Source organism: Achromobacter pestifer, from assembly GCF_013267355.1.
In the GTDB taxonomy this organism is placed as follows: domain Bacteria; phylum Pseudomonadota; class Gammaproteobacteria; order Burkholderiales; family Burkholderiaceae_B; genus Achromobacter; species Achromobacter pestifer_A.
Window position 1 is genome coordinate 2,726,835 of record NZ_CP053985.1, and the last position, 14,079, is coordinate 2,740,913.

Genomic DNA, 14,079 nt, shown 5'->3' on the forward strand with positions numbered 1-14,079 from the left:
TAACCCTTGCCGGGGCCGCCCATCCGGGCGGACCCGGCAGAAATCCAAGTTTCCTTGAAAGTCAAAGGATAGAGATCATGGCAAAAGGCAAGTTTGAGCGTACCAAGCCGCACGTGAACGTGGGTACGATTGGTCACGTTGACCACGGCAAAACGACGTTGACGGCCGCTATCACGACCGTTCTGTCGAACAAGTTCGGTGGCGAAGCCAAGGGCTACGACCAGATCGATGCGACTCCTGAAGAAAAGGCTCGCGGCATCACGATCAACACGGCTCACGTCGAGTACGAAACGGCCGCGCGCCACTACGCGCACGTTGACTGCCCGGGCCACGCTGACTATGTGAAGAACATGATCACGGGCGCCGCTCAAATGGACGGCGCGATCCTGGTCGTGTCGGCCGCTGACGGCCCGATGCCGCAGACGCGTGAACACATCCTGCTGTCGCGCCAGGTTGGCGTGCCGTACATCATCGTCTTCCTGAACAAGGCTGACATGGTTGACGACGCCGAGCTGCTCGAGCTGGTGGAAATGGAAGTTCGCGAACTGCTGTCGAAGTATGACTTCCCCGGCGACGACACCCCGATCATCAAGGGTTCGGCCAAGCTGGCGCTGGAAGGCGACAAGGGCGAACTGGGCGAACAAGCCATTATGAATCTGGCTGACGCGCTGGACTCGTACATCCCGACGCCTGAGCGTGCCGTTGACGGCGCGTTCCTGATGCCGGTTGAAGACGTGTTCTCGATCTCGGGTCGCGGCACCGTGGTGACCGGCCGTATCGAACGCGGCATCGTCAAGGTCGGCGAAGAAATCGAAATCGTCGGTATCGTTCCGACGGTCAAGACGACTTGCACCGGCGTGGAAATGTTCCGCAAGCTGCTGGACCAAGGTCAAGCGGGCGACAACGTGGGCATCCTGTTGCGCGGCACCAAGCGTGAAGACGTCCAGCGCGGCCAAGTTCTGGCCAAGCCGGGCTCGATCACCCCGCACACGGACTTCACGTCCGAGGTGTACATTCTGTCCAAGGAAGAAGGCGGCCGTCACACTCCGTTCTTCCAGGGCTATCGTCCCCAGTTCTACTTCCGCACGACGGACGTGACGGGCACGATCGAACTGCCGGCCGACAAGGAAATGGTTCTGCCGGGCGACAACGTGGGGATGACGGTCAAGCTGTTGGCCCCCATCGCCATGGAAGAAGGCCTGCGTTTCGCCATCCGTGAAGGCGGTCGTACCGTCGGCGCCGGCGTCGTCGCCAAGATCCTGAAGTAATCCGGATCACTTAAGTAGCAAACAATCAGCGAGGGCGGCCTCGTCGCCTTCGCCTCTCGTTCTTTAGGAAACGCCATGAAAAACCAAAAGATCCGTATCCGCTTGAAAGCCTTCGATTACAAGCTGATCGATCAGTCGGCCGCTGAAATCGTCGATACCGCCAAGCGTACCGGCGCCGTTGTCCGCGGCCCGGTGCCGCTGCCCACGCGTATCCGTCGCTACGACGTCCTGCGTTCGCCGCACGTCAACAAGACGTCGCGTGACCAGTTCGAAATCCGCACGCACCAGCGCCTGATGGACATCGTTGATCCCACCGACAAGACCGTTGACGCCCTGATGCGTCTGGACCTGCCGGCTGGCGTCGACGTCGAAATCGCGCTGCAGTAAAGCGTATCGGGCCTGCTACCTTCGCCGGCAGGCACGAAAAAAATGGCCGCATTCCTTGTGAGTGCGGCCATTTTGTTTTTGGGCGCGCTTCGCGCGGCGCCTGTCCGGAGTCGGGCAGGGCGTTCAGCCCCGTCCAACGTTTGGTTAGCGTGTGCTCACTGCCGCAACCAGGTGCGCTAGACCACGCCGCCGCTGGCCACACCCGCCAACTGTGGCGAAATGGCCCTGCGCAGTGCCGCCGAAGCACGCTAAGTGCTTGTGCCGACTGAAAAAAACATGCTAATATGCGAAGCTTGCCATTTTGTGGCAAGAGCAACTATGGGGAAAAGAAAGGCGGACTCCGCCGGAATTTGAACCAGGTTGAACATAGTCGTAGGGCAAAGGCCGTTACCTTTTGCCCGATTAGCCCCGACCAATCGCAGTCGGGAATGGAGAAAACGATGTCGAATTCGACACCCACGCCCGCCGCTCATCGGCTGGGGCTGGTGGGTCGCAAGGTCGGCATGACCCGCATTTTTACCGAGGAAGGTGAATCCATCCCGGTAACCGTGTTGGACGTGTCGAACAACCGTGTGACCCAAGTTAAGTCGCTGGAAGCCGACGGCTACGCCGCGATCCAAGTGGCTTATGGCACTCGTCGTGCCTCGCGTGTGGCTCAGCCGCAAACGGGCCACTACGCAAAGGCCGGCGTTGAAGCCGGTAGCATCCTCAAAGAATTCCGCCTTGATCCCGCTCGCGCCGCTGAATTTGCGGCTGGTGCTGTGATCTCCGTGGAATCCGTGTTCGAAGCCGGCCAACAGGTCGACGTGACGGGCACGACCATTGGTAAAGGCTTCGCCGGTACCATCAAGCGTCACCACTTCGGTTCGCAGCGCGCTTCGCACGGTAACTCCCGTTCGCACCGCGTTCCCGGCTCGATTGGCCAAGCTCAAGATCCGGGCCGCGTGTTCCCGGGTAAGAAGATGGCTGGTCACCTGGGTGATGTCACCCGCACCGTTCAAAACCTCGACGTCGTTCGCGTTGACGTTGAGCGCGGCCTGCTGCTGGTCAAGGGCGCTGTCCCCGGCCACGCTGGCGCCGACATCGTCGTGCGCCCGGCCATCAAGGCCCCGGCCAAGAAGGGAGCGTAAGTAAATGGATCTCAAGCTCCTGAACGACCAAGGTCAGGCCGCTGCTACGTTCAGCGCGCCCGACACGATCTTCGGCCGTGACTTCAACGAAGCGCTGATTCATCAGATCGTGGTGGCTTTCCAAGCCAATGCCCGCTCCGGCAACCGCGCTCAGAAGGATCGCACTGAAGTCAAGCACTCGACCAAGAAGCCCTGGCGCCAGAAGGGTACCGGCCGCGCACGCGCCGGTATGACTTCGTCGCCGCTGTGGCGTGGCGGTGGTCGGATTTTCCCGAACTCGCCCGAAGAGAACTTCAGCCAGAAGGTCAACAAGAAGATGTACCGCGCCGGGATCCGCTCGATCCTGTCGCAGCTCGCTCGCGAAGACCGCATCGCTGTTGTCGAATCGTTTGATCTGGCATCGCCCAAGACCAAGGACGCAGCTGCCAAGCTGAAGAGCCTGGGCCTGGACTCGGTCCTGATCATCACCGACAGCGTTGATGAAAATGTTTACCTCGCCACCCGCAACCTGCCGCACGTTGCTGTTGTCGAGCCCCGTTATGCCGATCCGTTGTCGCTGGTCCACTACAAGAAAGTGCTGATCACCAAGCCGGCCATCGCTCAACTCGAGGAGATGCTGGGATGAACGCTGAACGCTTGATGCAAGTCATTCTTGCTCCGATCGTGACCGAAAAGGCCACCTTCGTTGCTGAGAAGAATCAGCAAGTCGCTTTCCGTGTCGTGGCTGACGCTACCAAGCCGGAAATCAAGGCTGCCGTCGAACTGCTCTTCAAGGTGCAGGTCGAGTCCGTGCAGGTCCTCAACCGTAAGGGCAAAGTCAAGCGCTTTGGCCGATTCGTTGGCCGTCGTCGCAATGAGCGCAAGGCTTACGTGTCGCTCAAGGACGGCCAGGAAATCGACTTTGCGGAGGTGAAGTAAATGGCCCTCGTAAAAGTTAAGCCGACTTCGGCTGGCCGCCGTGGCATGGTGAAGGTTGTCAGCCCGAACCTGCACAAGGGTGAGCCCTACGCGCCGCTGCTGGAAAAGAAGACCCGTGGTTCTGGCCGTAACAACAACGGTCACATCACGATCCGTCATCGTGGCGGTGGCCACAAGCAGCACTACCGCGTCGTCGACTTCCGTCGCGACAAGGATGGCATTCCGGCAAAGGTCGAGCGCCTGGAGTATGACCCCAACCGTACGGCGCACATCGCTCTGCTGTGCTACGCCGACGGCGAACGTCGCTACATCATCGCTCCGCGCGGTCTGGAAGTTGGCGCCACGCTGCTGTCGGGCGTCGAAGCTCCGATCCGCGCTGGCAACACGCTGCCGATCCGCAACATCCCGGTCGGTACGACGATTCACTGCGTCGAAATGCTGCCTGGCAAGGGTGCTCAGATGGTCCGCTCGGCCGGCGCTTCCGCCGTCCTGCTGGCTCGCGAAGGCATCTACGCTCAAGTGCGTCTGCGCTCCGGTGAAGTCCGCCGTGTGCACATCGAATGCCGCGCCACCATCGGTGAAGTCGGTAACGAAGAACACAGCCTGCGCCAAATCGGCAAGGCCGGTGCAATGCGTTGGCGCGGTATCCGCCCGACGGTTCGTGGCGTTGCCATGAACCCGGTGGATCACCCGCACGGTGGCGGCGAAGGCCGTACCGGCGAGGCACGCGAACCGGTCAGCCCGTGGGGCACTCCGGCGAAGGGTTTCAAGACCCGTCGCAACAAGCGGACGAACAATATGATCGTCCAACGGCGCAAGCGCAAGTAAGAGGCGAACACTATGTCACGTTCGATCAAGAAAGGCCCGTTTGTCGATGCTCACCTGATCAAAAAGGTGGACACGGCCGTCGCGGGCAAAGACAAGAAGCCGATCAAGACCTGGTCGCGTCGCTCCACGATCCTGCCCGAGTTCATCGGTCTGACGATCGCTGTGCACAACGGCAAGCAGCACGTTCCCGTTTACATCAACGAGAACATGGTCGGTCACAAGCTGGGCGAGTTCGCGCTGACCCGTACGTTCAAGGGTCACGCCGCGGACAAGAAGGCGAAGAGGTAAGCGATGGAAACTACTGCCATTATCCGTGGGGTTCACATCTCGGCACAGAAGACCCGTCTGGTTGCGGACCTGATCCGCGGCCAGAAGGTCGGTCGTGCCCTGGAAATCCTCACCTTCTCGCCGAAGAAGGCTGCCGTCATCCTGAAAAAGGCTGTCGAGTCCGCCATCGCCAACGCCGAGCACAACGACGGCGCCGACATCGACGAACTGAAAGTCACCACGATTTTTGTGGACAAGGCTCAGTCGATGAAGCGCTTCTCCGCTCGCGCCAAGGGCCGCGGCAACCGTATCGAGAAGCAGACCTGCCACATCACGGTCAAGGTCGGAGCTTAAGGAGTCACGATGGGTCAGAAAATTCACCCCACTGGGTTCCGTCTCGCGGTCACCCGTAATTGGTCCTCGCGTTGGTTCGCCGACGACAAGGCCTTCGGCACGATGTTGGCCGAAGACATTCGCGTTCGCGAGTACCTGAAGAAGAAGCTCAAGAGCGCCTCCGTCGGTCGCGTGATCATCGAGCGTCCCGCCAAGAATGCCCGCATCACCGTCTACTCGGCTCGTCCGGGCGTGGTGATCGGCAAGCGCGGCGAAGACATCGAAAGCCTGAAGGCTGATCTGCAGCGCCTGATGGGCGTGCCCGTGCACGTCAACATCGAAGAAATCCGCAAGCCGGAAACCGATGCTCAACTGATCGCCGACTCGATCTCGCAACAGCTCGAGAAGCGCATCATGTTCCGTCGCGCCATGAAGCGTGCGATGCAGAACGCCATGCGTCTGGGTGCCCAAGGCATCAAGATCATGAGCTCGGGCCGTCTGAACGGTATCGAAATTGCCCGCACCGAGTGGTATCGCGAAGGCCGTGTGCCGCTGCACACCCTCAAGGCCAATATCGACTACGGCACCTCCGAAGCCCACACCACGTATGGCGTGATCGGCATCAAGGTCTGGGTCTACAAGGGCGACATGCTGGCCAACGGCGAATTGCCGCCGGAAACCGCTGCCCCGCGCGAAGAAGAACGTCGTCCGCGCCGCGCTCCGCGTGGTGATCGTCCGGACGGTGCTCGCACCGGTCGTCCGGGTGGTCGCGGTCGTGGTGGTCCCCGCAAGGCGGACGCTGCTCCGGCGCCTGAAGGAGAATAACCATGCTGCAACCCTCTCGCAGAAAGTATCGCAAAGAGCAGAAGGGCCGCAACACCGGTCTGGCGACCCGTGGCACCCACGTGTCGTTTGGCGAATTCGGTCTGAAGGCCACCGGCCGTGGCCGTCTGACCGCTCGCCAGATCGAAGCGGCTCGTCGCGCCATCAATCGTCACATCAAGCGTGGCGGCCGTATCTGGATTCGCATTTTCCCGGATAAGCCCATCTCGCAGAAGCCTGCCGAAGTCCGTATGGGTAACGGTAAGGGCAATCCTGAGTACTGGGTCGCTGAAATTCAGCCCGGCAAGGTGCTCTACGAAATGGAAGGTGTGAGCGAAGAGATCGCGCGTGAAGCTTTCCGCCTGGCCGCTGCCAAGCTGCCGATTTCGACCACGTTCGTCGCGCGTCATATCGGTGCTTAAGGAGTACTAACATGAAAGCTAGCGAACTCCGTTCGAAAGACGCCGCCGAGCTCGGCAAAGAGCTCGAAAGCCTGCTGAAGGCACAATTCGGTCTGCGTATGCAGAAGGCCACGCAGCAACTGGCCAACACCAGCCAGCTGCGCAACGTGCGTCGCGATATCGCGCGCGTTCGTACCTTGCTGACCGAGAAGGCAGGGAAATAAAGATGAGCGAAACTCAAAACACCCAAGTGGCCAAGCGCCAGCGTACGCTGGTTGGCAAGGTCGTCAGCAACAAGATGGACAAGACTGTCGTCGTGCTCGTTGAGCGCCGCGTCAAGCACCCCATCTTCGGCAAGATCATCATGCGTTCCGCGAAGTACAAGGCGCACGATGAATCGAACCAGTACAACGAAGGCGATACGGTTGAAATCGCTGAAGGCCGTCCCATCTCGCGCTCGAAGTCGTGGCGTGTGGTGCGTCTGGTTGAAGCCGCACGTATCATCTAAGTAAAGCAGTCCATCGGAACGGCGCGCCGTTCTGATATAAGACGGCAAGGGATAAAACCCTTGCCGTTTTTTTTCGTCCAGCGCGCCCGCACGGGCGCCTGCAACCAGGCACTTCGGGGTAAAGGGCAAAAGACATGGAGCAGGGTCTTCCGGGATCCGCGTTGATGGGAGCCGCGGTCTGTTGCCTGGGCCTGCTCGCGTTTCCTGCTTGGGCGCAACCGGCCGTGGGGCCTGTCGCGCCTGCCGCTGCGGCGCCTGAAACTCGCGGCCGCGACGTTCTGACGGCTGGCCCCGATCGGCGCGTGGGGCTGCCATCGGAATCACGCGACCGTGCGCTCATTTTTGGCACTCAGGATGAGGACGAATTGGCGCTGGCAAGACAGGAGCGCACGCTCGATGAGCAGCGTTCGCAGTTGCAAGCGCTGGAGCGTCTGTTGGGTCAGGCGCCGAAAGATCGCTCTGCGCCTTCGGGCAGAATTCCGCTGAATCGAAACTCAGCCGACCTTCCAGTCCCTGCCATGCCCAAACTGGCGCCTTTGCCGGCGGGTTCACGGTCGGACGGCACCGTAGATGCGCGGCGCCAGGTCGACGATATGCAGCGGCGGGTTGATGGATTGCTGCGGAACGCCGATGCGCTTCGCGAACCGCCCCGCTGATCGATCGCGCCATCCGCCATTCCTTTCGAAACGCAGCGTAGCAACTGTCTATGCGCGGGGGATTCCTCGTTCTCGATGTGCCTGTTACAACTCTCGCGGGCACGCATTTTGCGTTCTCGAGTTTTCGTCAGTTGGAGCACGAAACATGGGTGGATCTGTGGGCAAGTTCATGGCCGCTTGCGGTTGCGCATCAGTGTTGGCGGTGTTGGCCGTGCCGGCGGCGCGGGCCGATGTCAACAGCGTGCAATTGAAGGACTTTGTCGTGGAACGGCCTTTTGGCGAGAGCCTGCTTGTTGTCGGCAATGACGGTCGGATACGCACCGGCATGGAAGTCGACAAGCTGACCCGCCGGCTGAGCGAACAGGCCGACGCGCTGACAGAGTTGCGACGCAAGAACGAGGAGCTCAACCGCAAGCTTGAGGAGCAGGCGCAGAAGCTCTCCGCGCTGGAGCGCAAGCAAGGCGATGGCAGTCGCAGCAGCGATGGTCAGCGCAGCGATCTGGACAAGATAGCTCGCAGCGCCGACAACCAGAAGAATGAGTTGGAAAAACTGTCGCGTAGCGTATCGCAGCTCAACAGCAATTCGGATTCCAGCAGCCGCAAGATCGAAGATCTGCAACGGCGCCTGGACGATGTGAAGCGCAGCCTGGATGACGTGCGCAGCCGTGTGAAATAGCACTCCGCAGCGATAGGGCAGCCAGGTGTAAGCATATTGCCAAACTGCTTTCGCCTGGCGCGGGAATCAGCGCCGCGCCGCCAGTTCCCGCAGCCGGCCCGCAATCCCGGTAGGGAAGTAGTACACCGACACCACGAACAAGATCCCCAGCCATAGCAGCCACCGATCCGGTTCGAACAGCAGCGCCAAGGGGGCCACGCCCGCCACCACGTCGTGGATCACGTGCAGCCCATCCTGCAGATAGCTTTGCGCGAAGACGAACAGGCTGGCGCCCACCACGGCGCCATACATGGTGCCCATGCCGCCTATCACCAGCATCAGCAGGATGTTGAGCATGATCTCGAACGACAGTGAGGTGTCCGGGCCGTTGTAGCGCAGCCAGAGCGCGTACATGGCGCCCGCCAGCGTGGCGAAGGCCGCGGCGAGCAGGTTGGACAGGCTGCGGTACAGCACCGTGCGGTAGCCGATCGCTTCGGCGCGGAACGGGTTCTCGCGTATGGCCTGCAGCACGCGGCCGAACGGCGAATTCACGATGCGCAGCAACAGCAGGAACAGCACCACGCAGACCGCGGCGATCAGGTAGTAGGTGATCACGCGGCCGTCGACCGTGACGCCGAAGATTGGCTCCGAGAAAGGCCGGAAAGCCGGCCGCAGCATCTGCGGCACCTTGAAGTTCAGGCCGTCCTCGCCACCCGTCAGATCGGATAATTGCGACACCAGCGTCTGGAACGCCGCGGCGACGGCCAGCGTGATCATGGCGTAGAAGATCGCGCGCACGCGCAGGCTGGCCAAGCCGATCAGCAGGGCGAACGCGAGCGATACCACCAGGCCGCCGCCCAGGCCCACGAACACCGCGGTCCAACCCGGTTCCATGCGGATGCTGGCGATCGCCACGCCGTAGGCGCCGATGCCGAAGAACATGGTGTGCGCGAAGCTGACGATGCCGGTGTATCCCAGCAGCAGGTCATAGCTGGCGACCAGGATCACGAAAACCAGGATCTTCGCGGCTACCGCCAGCGACTTGGGGCCGGGAAAGAGAAAGGGCGCTGCGGCCAGCAGGGCCACGATGGCGATCAACGCCAAGGCCAGCAGCGTGCTGCGCGGAGGATCGCCGGAAAGCAGGCGTACGGACATGTCGGCGGTTCCTAGCGGTTCGTGACCGGATACACGCCCTGCGGCCGCCACAACAGGATGGCGACCATCAGCGCGATGTTCGAGAACAGGGCGGCCTTGGGCAAGAGGAAGCCGGTGTAGTTGGCCATCAGCCCAACCAGCAAGGCGCCGATCAGGCAGCCCACGGTCGAGCCCAGGCCGCCGATCATGATGACGATGAAGATCAGCACGTTCACCTGCGCGCCCAGCTGCGGCACCACGGATTGCTGGTACATGCCCCACAGCACGCCGCCCAGGCCCGCCAGCATGGAGCCGGCGACGAACACGCCCACGAACAGATGGCGGATGCGGTAGCCCAGGCTTTCCACCATTTCGCGGTCCTCGACGCCGGCGCGGATCAGGAGCCCCAGCTTGGTGCGGTTGAGCAGCCACAGCATGCCGCCCAGCACCAGCAGACCCGTCAACAGGGCGACGATGCGGAATTTCTCGATGGCGGCATCGCCCAGCAGGAACGCGCCGCGCAGCGCCTCGGGCAGCGGCAGGGAAATCGTCTGCGGACCCCACAGCATCTTGATGATCTCTTCGCCGATGATCATGCCGCCCATGGTGATGAGGATCTGCTTCAGATGCTGGCCATAGACGGGGCGCACGATGACGCGTTCGAACGCCAGGCCCACGGCGCCTGCGACCAGCATGCCGACGATCATGGCCGGCAACACCGCGCCCAGGTTGATCCACAGGCTGCCGGACTGGGTCCAGTCGGCCATCGAACCCAGCACGGTCGCGGCCATGTATGCGCCGATGGCGATGAACAGGCCGTGGCCGAAGTTCAGCACGTCCATCAGGCCGAACACCAAGGTCATGCCGGAGGCCACGATGAAGATGATCATGCCCATGGCCAGCCCCGCCAGGGTCAGGGTGACCCAGGTAGAGAAGGAACCCACCAGGGGCAGGGCCAGCGCGGCCAGGGCCAGCACCAGCAGGACGGGGCGCAGGTCCGCGCGCACGCGCGGCAGCGGGGTATCGATTTCGAGCGTGCTCATTGGTGGCTTCCCAGCGACAGGCCCAGCAGGCGCGTCTGTAGTTCGTCGTCCGTGGCCAGTTCGGCCATGCCGCCGGCGTGGACGACGCGGCCGTTGTCCATCACGGCGACGTGATCGCCCACGAGGCGCGCGAAGTTGAAGTTCTGCTCGACCAGCAGGATGGTGGTGGACGCCTGCTTCAGTTCGATGAAGGCGTCGATCATGTTCTGGATGATGGCCGGCGCCAGGCCCTTGCTGGGCTCGTCCACCAACAGCAGGCGGCGCGGCTCGATGATGGCGCGCGCCACGGCCAGCATCTGCTTTTGTCCGCCCGACAGCTTGCCGGCGGGATGCAGCCAGAACTTCTTCAGCGCCGGAAAGAAACCGAAGATCCATTCCAGCCGCGCCGTGTCCAGCTGGCTGGCGTTTCTGGCCTGGCGTGCCGCCAGCAGGATGTTTTCCTGCACGGACAGGTCGGCGAAGATGCCCATGTTCTCGGGCACGTAGGCCATGCCCATGCGCGCCATGTCGGGCGGCGAGGTGCGCGTGCCGGGACCGCCGATGGGCGCGCCGTCGAAGTTCACCTGGCCTTGCGAGGCGCGCCACAATCCCATGATGGTGCGCAGCGTGGTGGTCTTGCCGGCGCCGTTGCGGCCCAGCAGCATGGTCACGGCCGCCGGCGCGACCGCCAGGTCCACGCCGTGCAGGATGTGGTACGCGCCGATGTGCGTGTGCACGTCCTTCAATTCCAGCAGCGCTTGCGTCATGCCGCCTTCTCCGCCGGGCTGACGCCCAGATAGGCCTGCTGCACGATGGGCGAGGCGATCACCGCCGCCGGGTCGCCGTCGGCCATCAGCTGGCCGTTGTGCAGCACCACAATGCGGTCCGCCAGTTCGCGCACCACGTCCATCTTGTGCTCCACCAGCAGGATTGTTTTCGTCGGATTGTTCTTGATCTCGCGGATCAGCTCCAGCACGACAGGCACGTCGTCCACGCTCATGCCTGCGGTCGGCTCGTCGAACATGAATACCTGCGGCTCCAGCGCGATCAGCATGGCGATCTCCAGCTTGCGCTGGTCGCCGTGCGGCAAGTCGGCGGCGGACTGGTCGCGGCGCGCGGACAGGCGGGTGCGTTCCAGCAGCGCGTCGGCGCGTTCGATCAGGCCGCGGTCGTCGCTCCAGGTGCGCCAGAAACGGATCTGGCGCCAGCCCATGCCTTGCTGACGCGACTGCAGGGCCAGGCGCACGTTCTCATGCACGCTCAGGCGCGGGAACAGCTGCGTCAGCTGGAAGGCGCGGCCCAGCCCCGCATGCATGCGCGCGGGCGCGGCCAGCGAGGTCAGGTCGCGCCCGTTCAGGCGCACCGTGCCGGCGCTGGCGCGCAGCTGGCCGGAGATCAGGTTGAAGTAGGTGGTCTTGCCCGCGCCGTTCGGGCCGACTATGGCGGTCAGGGTGCCAGGCGCATAGCTGCAGCTGACCTCGTTGACAGCCACGTGTCCGCCGAAACGGATCGTGAGCGATTGGGTTTCCAGCATGTATGGACGGTGCGCTCAGCGTTTGTTCTGGATCGGCACCGACATCTGGTCCGACGTGATTTCCTTGACCAGGTCCTGCACGGCCCAAGGCACCGACGGATCGTTCTTGATGCGGAAGTGGTACATGGACTGCATGGCCTGGTGGTCCTCGGGGCGGAAGGTCATCTTGCCCTTGGGCGTATCGAAGCTCATGCCTTCCATGGCCTTGATCAGCGTGTCGGTGTCGGAATTGCCGTTGGTCTTGGCTAGCGCGGTGGCGATCGCGATTCCGGAGGCCATGCCGCCCGCGGTGAAAAAGTCCGGCGGCTGGCCGTAGCGCTTCTGGTGCTCCGCCACCAACCAGTCATTGATCGGATTCTTGGGGATGCCGTAGTAGTAATAGGTGGCGCCTTCCATGCCCGCCAGCGATTTCAGCGGCGTCATGGCGGCCAGCGTGTTGCCGCCGGTGGCGATCTCGATGCCGAAGCGCTTGGGGTCCAGATCGGCGATCTTGAACGGATTGCCCGCGCCGGCCCACAGGATGAAGATGATCTTGCGGCCCGGCTTGTCCTTCAGCGCATCGAACAGGCGCTGCGCGCCGGCGGTGAAGTCGGTGGCGTTGGCGGGCAGGTATTCCTCGTGCACGATCTTGGCGTTCTTCAAGGCACCCTTGAACGCCTTCACGCCGTCGCGGCCGAAGGCGTAGTCCTGCGCCAGCATCGCGATCGAGGTGCCGGCCTGGTCGAAGGCGACCGCGTTGGCGATGGCGTCCTGCGACGAGTTGCGGCCGGTGCGGAAGATGTACTTGTTCCACTTGTCGCCGGTGATCGAATCCGCCACGGCAGGCTCGACCAGCAGGATCTTCTCGTATTCCTCGGCGATGGGCAGCATGGCCAACGCGACGCCGGACGAGGTGGGGCCGACCGCGATGTCGGCGTTGTCGTCCGCATAGGCCGAGGCCAGCTGGGCGCGCGCCACGTCAGGCTTGCCCTGGTTGTCCTTTTCAATGACGCGGATCTTGCGGCCGGCGACCGTCATGGTGCCTTGCGTCGCATATTCCAGCCCTAGCATCAGGCCGTTCTGGGTTTGCTTGGCATAGGCCTCCAGGGGGCCGGTCTTGTCGTAGACGTGGGCCACGACGAAGTCTTTGGCCGCTATGGCGGAATTCATGCAGAGGCCGGCGAGCGCGGCGAGCAGGACGCGTTTCATGGGAGTCTCCTGTTATTGGGGGCGGGCAGCCGCCGTATGGTCCGGCGTGGCAAGGAATAGTCGGATGGCGTCGATTTGCGGGGCCACGTTCAGGGCAGGGGCGTGGCCGCAATCGGGGAAGTCGATGCGCTGCGCGCGCGGTCCGCGACGGGTCATGGCGTCGGCGACCTCGGGCAGCAGCAGGTCCGAATCGGCGCCGCGCAGCAGCAGCAGCGGCATGCGCAGCGAGTCATAGCCGCTCCAGCGGTTGTAGTCGGCTGGATGGTTATTGAACTGGCCGACGATGGCCGGGTCGTAGTGCAGGGTGATGCGGCCATCCGGCAGCCGGCGCACCGAGGTTTCAGTCATCCGGCGCCATTGCTCGTCGCTTTGCCAGCCGTAGGGCTTGTAGGCGACGCGCAGCCAGGCTTCCAGTTCCGTGACCGTATCGAAGGCCGGCGGCGCGCCGACGTAGGCCACGATGCGGTCGATGGCGGCCTGCGGCAGTTCGGGGCCGATGTCATTGACGACCAGGTGCGAGATCCGGTCGCGCAAGGTGGTGGCGGCGGCGTGCATGCCGGTGGCGCCGCCCATGGACGTCCCCACCCAGCGCACGCGGGCCAGCGACAGCCCGTCCACCAGGGCGCGGGCCAGCGTTGCATAGAAATCCAGCTGGTACTCGGCAGCCGGGTCGGCGCTCCATTGCGACAGGCCGCGACCGATCGCGTCCGGGCAGATGATGCGGTAGTCGTCCGCCAGTGCCTGCGCCAGGTCGTCGAAGTCGCGGCCGGTGCGGGCCAGGCCATGCCACATGATGACGGGGGGCGCGTCCGCGGCGCCCCATTCGGTGTAGTGCAGCTCGCGGCCTGCGCAACGCAGATAGCGCGAAGCCGGCGCGTGGCGGCCGGCCGGTGCGGGCGCTGGTGCCATGGGTCTCCTCCCGGGTTGTCCAGGTTGTGTGCTTATCGGGCTGAATATAGACTTGCGCCAAGCGCGCCTTCAAGGCGCCGGACACCCCGCAGCAGGGTGAGTCAAGAATATGTAGACGC

Annotated in this window: 20 protein-coding genes; 14 read left to right on the forward strand and 6 right to left on the reverse strand. The window is 63.1% G+C overall.

Annotated elements, in window-relative coordinates:
- Positions 1 to 77 precede the first annotated feature (77 nt).
- The 14 genes from tuf to FOC84_RS13250 all read left to right on the forward strand — a co-directional run bounded on the left by tuf (position 78) and on the right by FOC84_RS13250 (position 8,194).
- Positions 78 to 1,268, forward strand: a complete 1,191-nt coding sequence (tuf, locus tag FOC84_RS13185) for an elongation factor Tu (protein ID WP_173144793.1) — start codon at positions 78 to 80, stop codon at positions 1,266 to 1,268.
- Between the two features lie 75 nt (positions 1,269 to 1,343).
- The gene (rpsJ, locus tag FOC84_RS13190) at positions 1,344 to 1,655 is read left to right on the forward strand and encodes a 30S ribosomal protein S10 (RefSeq protein ID WP_003806903.1); all 312 of its coding nucleotides are present in this window, start codon (positions 1,344 to 1,346) and stop codon (positions 1,653 to 1,655) included.
- Positions 1,656 to 2,095: 440 nt separating this feature from the next.
- Positions 2,096 to 2,785, forward strand: a complete 690-nt coding sequence (gene rplC, locus FOC84_RS13195; RefSeq protein ID WP_173144805.1) for a 50S ribosomal protein L3 — start codon at positions 2,096 to 2,098, stop codon at positions 2,783 to 2,785.
- Between the two features lie 4 nt (positions 2,786 to 2,789).
- The gene (gene rplD / locus FOC84_RS13200) at positions 2,790 to 3,410 is read left to right on the forward strand and encodes a 50S ribosomal protein L4 (protein WP_013397019.1); all 621 of its coding nucleotides are present in this window, start codon (positions 2,790 to 2,792) and stop codon (positions 3,408 to 3,410) included.
- Complete coding sequence (gene rplW / locus FOC84_RS13205; RefSeq protein WP_006216557.1) at positions 3,407 to 3,703, forward strand: 50S ribosomal protein L23; 297 nt, start codon at positions 3,407 to 3,409, stop codon at positions 3,701 to 3,703. The genes rplD and rplW overlap by 4 nt, the downstream gene beginning before the upstream one ends.
- Positions 3,704 to 4,531: a 50S ribosomal protein L2 gene (rplB, locus tag FOC84_RS13210; RefSeq protein WP_013397018.1), complete on the forward strand. Its 828-nt coding sequence runs from the start codon at positions 3,704 to 3,706 to the stop codon at positions 4,529 to 4,531.
- A gap of 12 nt (positions 4,532 to 4,543) precedes the next feature.
- Positions 4,544 to 4,819, forward strand: a complete 276-nt coding sequence (gene rpsS / locus FOC84_RS13215; RefSeq protein ID WP_006216555.1) for a 30S ribosomal protein S19 — start codon at positions 4,544 to 4,546, stop codon at positions 4,817 to 4,819.
- Positions 4,820 to 4,822: 3 nt separating this feature from the next.
- On the forward strand, positions 4,823 to 5,152 hold the full coding sequence (gene rplV, locus FOC84_RS13220; RefSeq protein WP_006227021.1) for a 50S ribosomal protein L22: 330 nt from the start codon (positions 4,823 to 4,825) through the stop codon (positions 5,150 to 5,152).
- A 9-nt stretch (positions 5,153 to 5,161) separates the two neighbouring features.
- Positions 5,162 to 5,956 (forward strand): 30S ribosomal protein S3, encoded by a 795-nt coding sequence (rpsC, locus tag FOC84_RS13225; protein WP_006216553.1) that lies wholly within the window; start codon positions 5,162 to 5,164, stop codon positions 5,954 to 5,956.
- 2 nt (positions 5,957 to 5,958) lie between these two features.
- Positions 5,959 to 6,375: a 50S ribosomal protein L16 gene (gene rplP / locus FOC84_RS13230; RefSeq protein WP_006216552.1), complete on the forward strand. Its 417-nt coding sequence runs from the start codon at positions 5,959 to 5,961 to the stop codon at positions 6,373 to 6,375.
- Between the two features lie 11 nt (positions 6,376 to 6,386).
- Positions 6,387 to 6,578, forward strand: a complete 192-nt coding sequence (rpmC, locus tag FOC84_RS13235; RefSeq protein ID WP_003806912.1) for a 50S ribosomal protein L29 — start codon at positions 6,387 to 6,389, stop codon at positions 6,576 to 6,578.
- 2 nt (positions 6,579 to 6,580) lie between these two features.
- Positions 6,581 to 6,862 carry a 30S ribosomal protein S17 gene (gene rpsQ, locus FOC84_RS13240; protein ID WP_006216549.1) on the forward strand — a complete coding sequence of 94 codons (282 nt, stop codon included), beginning with the start codon at positions 6,581 to 6,583 and terminating at the stop codon, positions 6,860 to 6,862.
- A gap of 134 nt (positions 6,863 to 6,996) precedes the next feature.
- The gene (locus tag FOC84_RS13245; RefSeq protein ID WP_254241967.1) at positions 6,997 to 7,518 is read left to right on the forward strand and encodes a hypothetical protein; all 522 of its coding nucleotides are present in this window, start codon (positions 6,997 to 6,999) and stop codon (positions 7,516 to 7,518) included.
- 157 nt (positions 7,519 to 7,675) lie between these two features.
- Positions 7,676 to 8,194: a hypothetical protein gene (locus FOC84_RS13250; RefSeq protein ID WP_173144806.1), complete on the forward strand. Its 519-nt coding sequence runs from the start codon at positions 7,676 to 7,678 to the stop codon at positions 8,192 to 8,194.
- A 66-nt stretch (positions 8,195 to 8,260) separates the two neighbouring features.
- On the opposite strand, the gene FOC84_RS13255 is transcribed toward FOC84_RS13250, so the two are convergent.
- From FOC84_RS13255 to FOC84_RS13280, 6 genes are read right to left on the reverse strand one after another with little or no spacing between them, the layout of a single operon-like run.
- Positions 8,261 to 9,328: a branched-chain amino acid ABC transporter permease gene (locus tag FOC84_RS13255; protein WP_173144807.1), complete on the reverse strand. Its 1,068-nt coding sequence runs from the start codon at positions 9,326 to 9,328 to the stop codon at positions 8,261 to 8,263.
- Positions 9,329 to 9,339: 11 nt separating this feature from the next.
- On the reverse strand, positions 9,340 to 10,350 hold the full coding sequence (locus FOC84_RS13260) for a branched-chain amino acid ABC transporter permease (RefSeq protein ID WP_063641552.1): 1,011 nt from the start codon (positions 10,348 to 10,350) through the stop codon (positions 9,340 to 9,342).
- Positions 10,347 to 11,096, reverse strand: a complete 750-nt coding sequence (locus FOC84_RS13265) for an ABC transporter ATP-binding protein (protein ID WP_173144808.1) — start codon at positions 11,094 to 11,096, stop codon at positions 10,347 to 10,349. Before FOC84_RS13265 ends, FOC84_RS13260 begins: the two co-directional genes overlap by 4 nt.
- Entirely contained in the window at positions 11,093 to 11,863 is a 771-nt protein-coding gene (locus FOC84_RS13270) for an ABC transporter ATP-binding protein (protein ID WP_173144809.1), read from the reverse strand. Before FOC84_RS13270 ends, FOC84_RS13265 begins: the two co-directional genes overlap by 4 nt.
- Before the next feature lie 15 nt (positions 11,864 to 11,878).
- The gene (locus tag FOC84_RS13275) at positions 11,879 to 13,051 is read right to left on the reverse strand and encodes a substrate-binding domain-containing protein (protein ID WP_173144810.1); all 1,173 of its coding nucleotides are present in this window, start codon (positions 13,049 to 13,051) and stop codon (positions 11,879 to 11,881) included.
- A 12-nt stretch (positions 13,052 to 13,063) separates the two neighbouring features.
- A complete protein-coding gene (locus FOC84_RS13280; RefSeq protein ID WP_173144811.1) occupies positions 13,064 to 13,960 on the reverse strand; it encodes an alpha/beta fold hydrolase in 897 nt (298 codons plus the stop codon).
- Positions 13,961 to 14,079: the final 119 nt, after the last annotated feature.

Excerpts from the sequence above, each read along its gene's own strand:
- tuf (WP_173144793.1), top strand. The coding sequence starts at position 78 with ATGGCAAAAGGCAAGTTTGAGCGTACCAAGCCGCACGTGAACGTGGGT.
- rpsJ (WP_003806903.1), top strand. The coding sequence starts at position 1,344 with ATGAAAAACCAAAAGATCCGTATCCGCTTGAAAGCCTTCGATTACAAG.
- rplC (WP_173144805.1), top strand. The coding sequence starts at position 2,096 with ATGTCGAATTCGACACCCACGCCCGCCGCTCATCGGCTGGGGCTGGTG.
- rplD (WP_013397019.1), top strand. The coding sequence starts at position 2,790 with ATGGATCTCAAGCTCCTGAACGACCAAGGTCAGGCCGCTGCTACGTTC.
- rplW (WP_006216557.1), top strand. The coding sequence starts at position 3,407 with ATGAACGCTGAACGCTTGATGCAAGTCATTCTTGCTCCGATCGTGACC.
- rplB (WP_013397018.1), top strand. The coding sequence starts at position 3,704 with ATGGCCCTCGTAAAAGTTAAGCCGACTTCGGCTGGCCGCCGTGGCATG.
- rpsS (WP_006216555.1), top strand. The coding sequence starts at position 4,544 with ATGTCACGTTCGATCAAGAAAGGCCCGTTTGTCGATGCTCACCTGATC.
- rplV (WP_006227021.1), top strand. The coding sequence starts at position 4,823 with ATGGAAACTACTGCCATTATCCGTGGGGTTCACATCTCGGCACAGAAG.
- rpsC (WP_006216553.1), top strand. The coding sequence starts at position 5,162 with ATGGGTCAGAAAATTCACCCCACTGGGTTCCGTCTCGCGGTCACCCGT.
- rplP (WP_006216552.1), top strand. The coding sequence starts at position 5,959 with ATGCTGCAACCCTCTCGCAGAAAGTATCGCAAAGAGCAGAAGGGCCGC.
- rpmC (WP_003806912.1), top strand. The coding sequence starts at position 6,387 with ATGAAAGCTAGCGAACTCCGTTCGAAAGACGCCGCCGAGCTCGGCAAA.
- rpsQ (WP_006216549.1), top strand. The coding sequence starts at position 6,581 with ATGAGCGAAACTCAAAACACCCAAGTGGCCAAGCGCCAGCGTACGCTG.
- FOC84_RS13245 (WP_254241967.1), top strand. The coding sequence starts at position 6,997 with ATGGAGCAGGGTCTTCCGGGATCCGCGTTGATGGGAGCCGCGGTCTGT.
- FOC84_RS13255 (WP_173144807.1), bottom strand. The coding sequence starts at position 9,328 with ATGTCCGTACGCCTGCTTTCCGGCGATCCTCCGCGCAGCACGCTGCTG.
- FOC84_RS13260 (WP_063641552.1), bottom strand. The coding sequence starts at position 10,350 with ATGAGCACGCTCGAAATCGATACCCCGCTGCCGCGCGTGCGCGCGGAC.
- FOC84_RS13265 (WP_173144808.1), bottom strand. The coding sequence starts at position 11,096 with ATGACGCAAGCGCTGCTGGAATTGAAGGACGTGCACACGCACATCGGC.
- FOC84_RS13270 (WP_173144809.1), bottom strand. The coding sequence starts at position 11,863 with ATGCTGGAAACCCAATCGCTCACGATCCGTTTCGGCGGACACGTGGCT.
- FOC84_RS13275 (WP_173144810.1), bottom strand. The coding sequence starts at position 13,051 with ATGAAACGCGTCCTGCTCGCCGCGCTCGCCGGCCTCTGCATGAATTCC.
- FOC84_RS13280 (WP_173144811.1), bottom strand. The coding sequence starts at position 13,960 with ATGGCACCAGCGCCCGCACCGGCCGGCCGCCACGCGCCGGCTTCGCGC.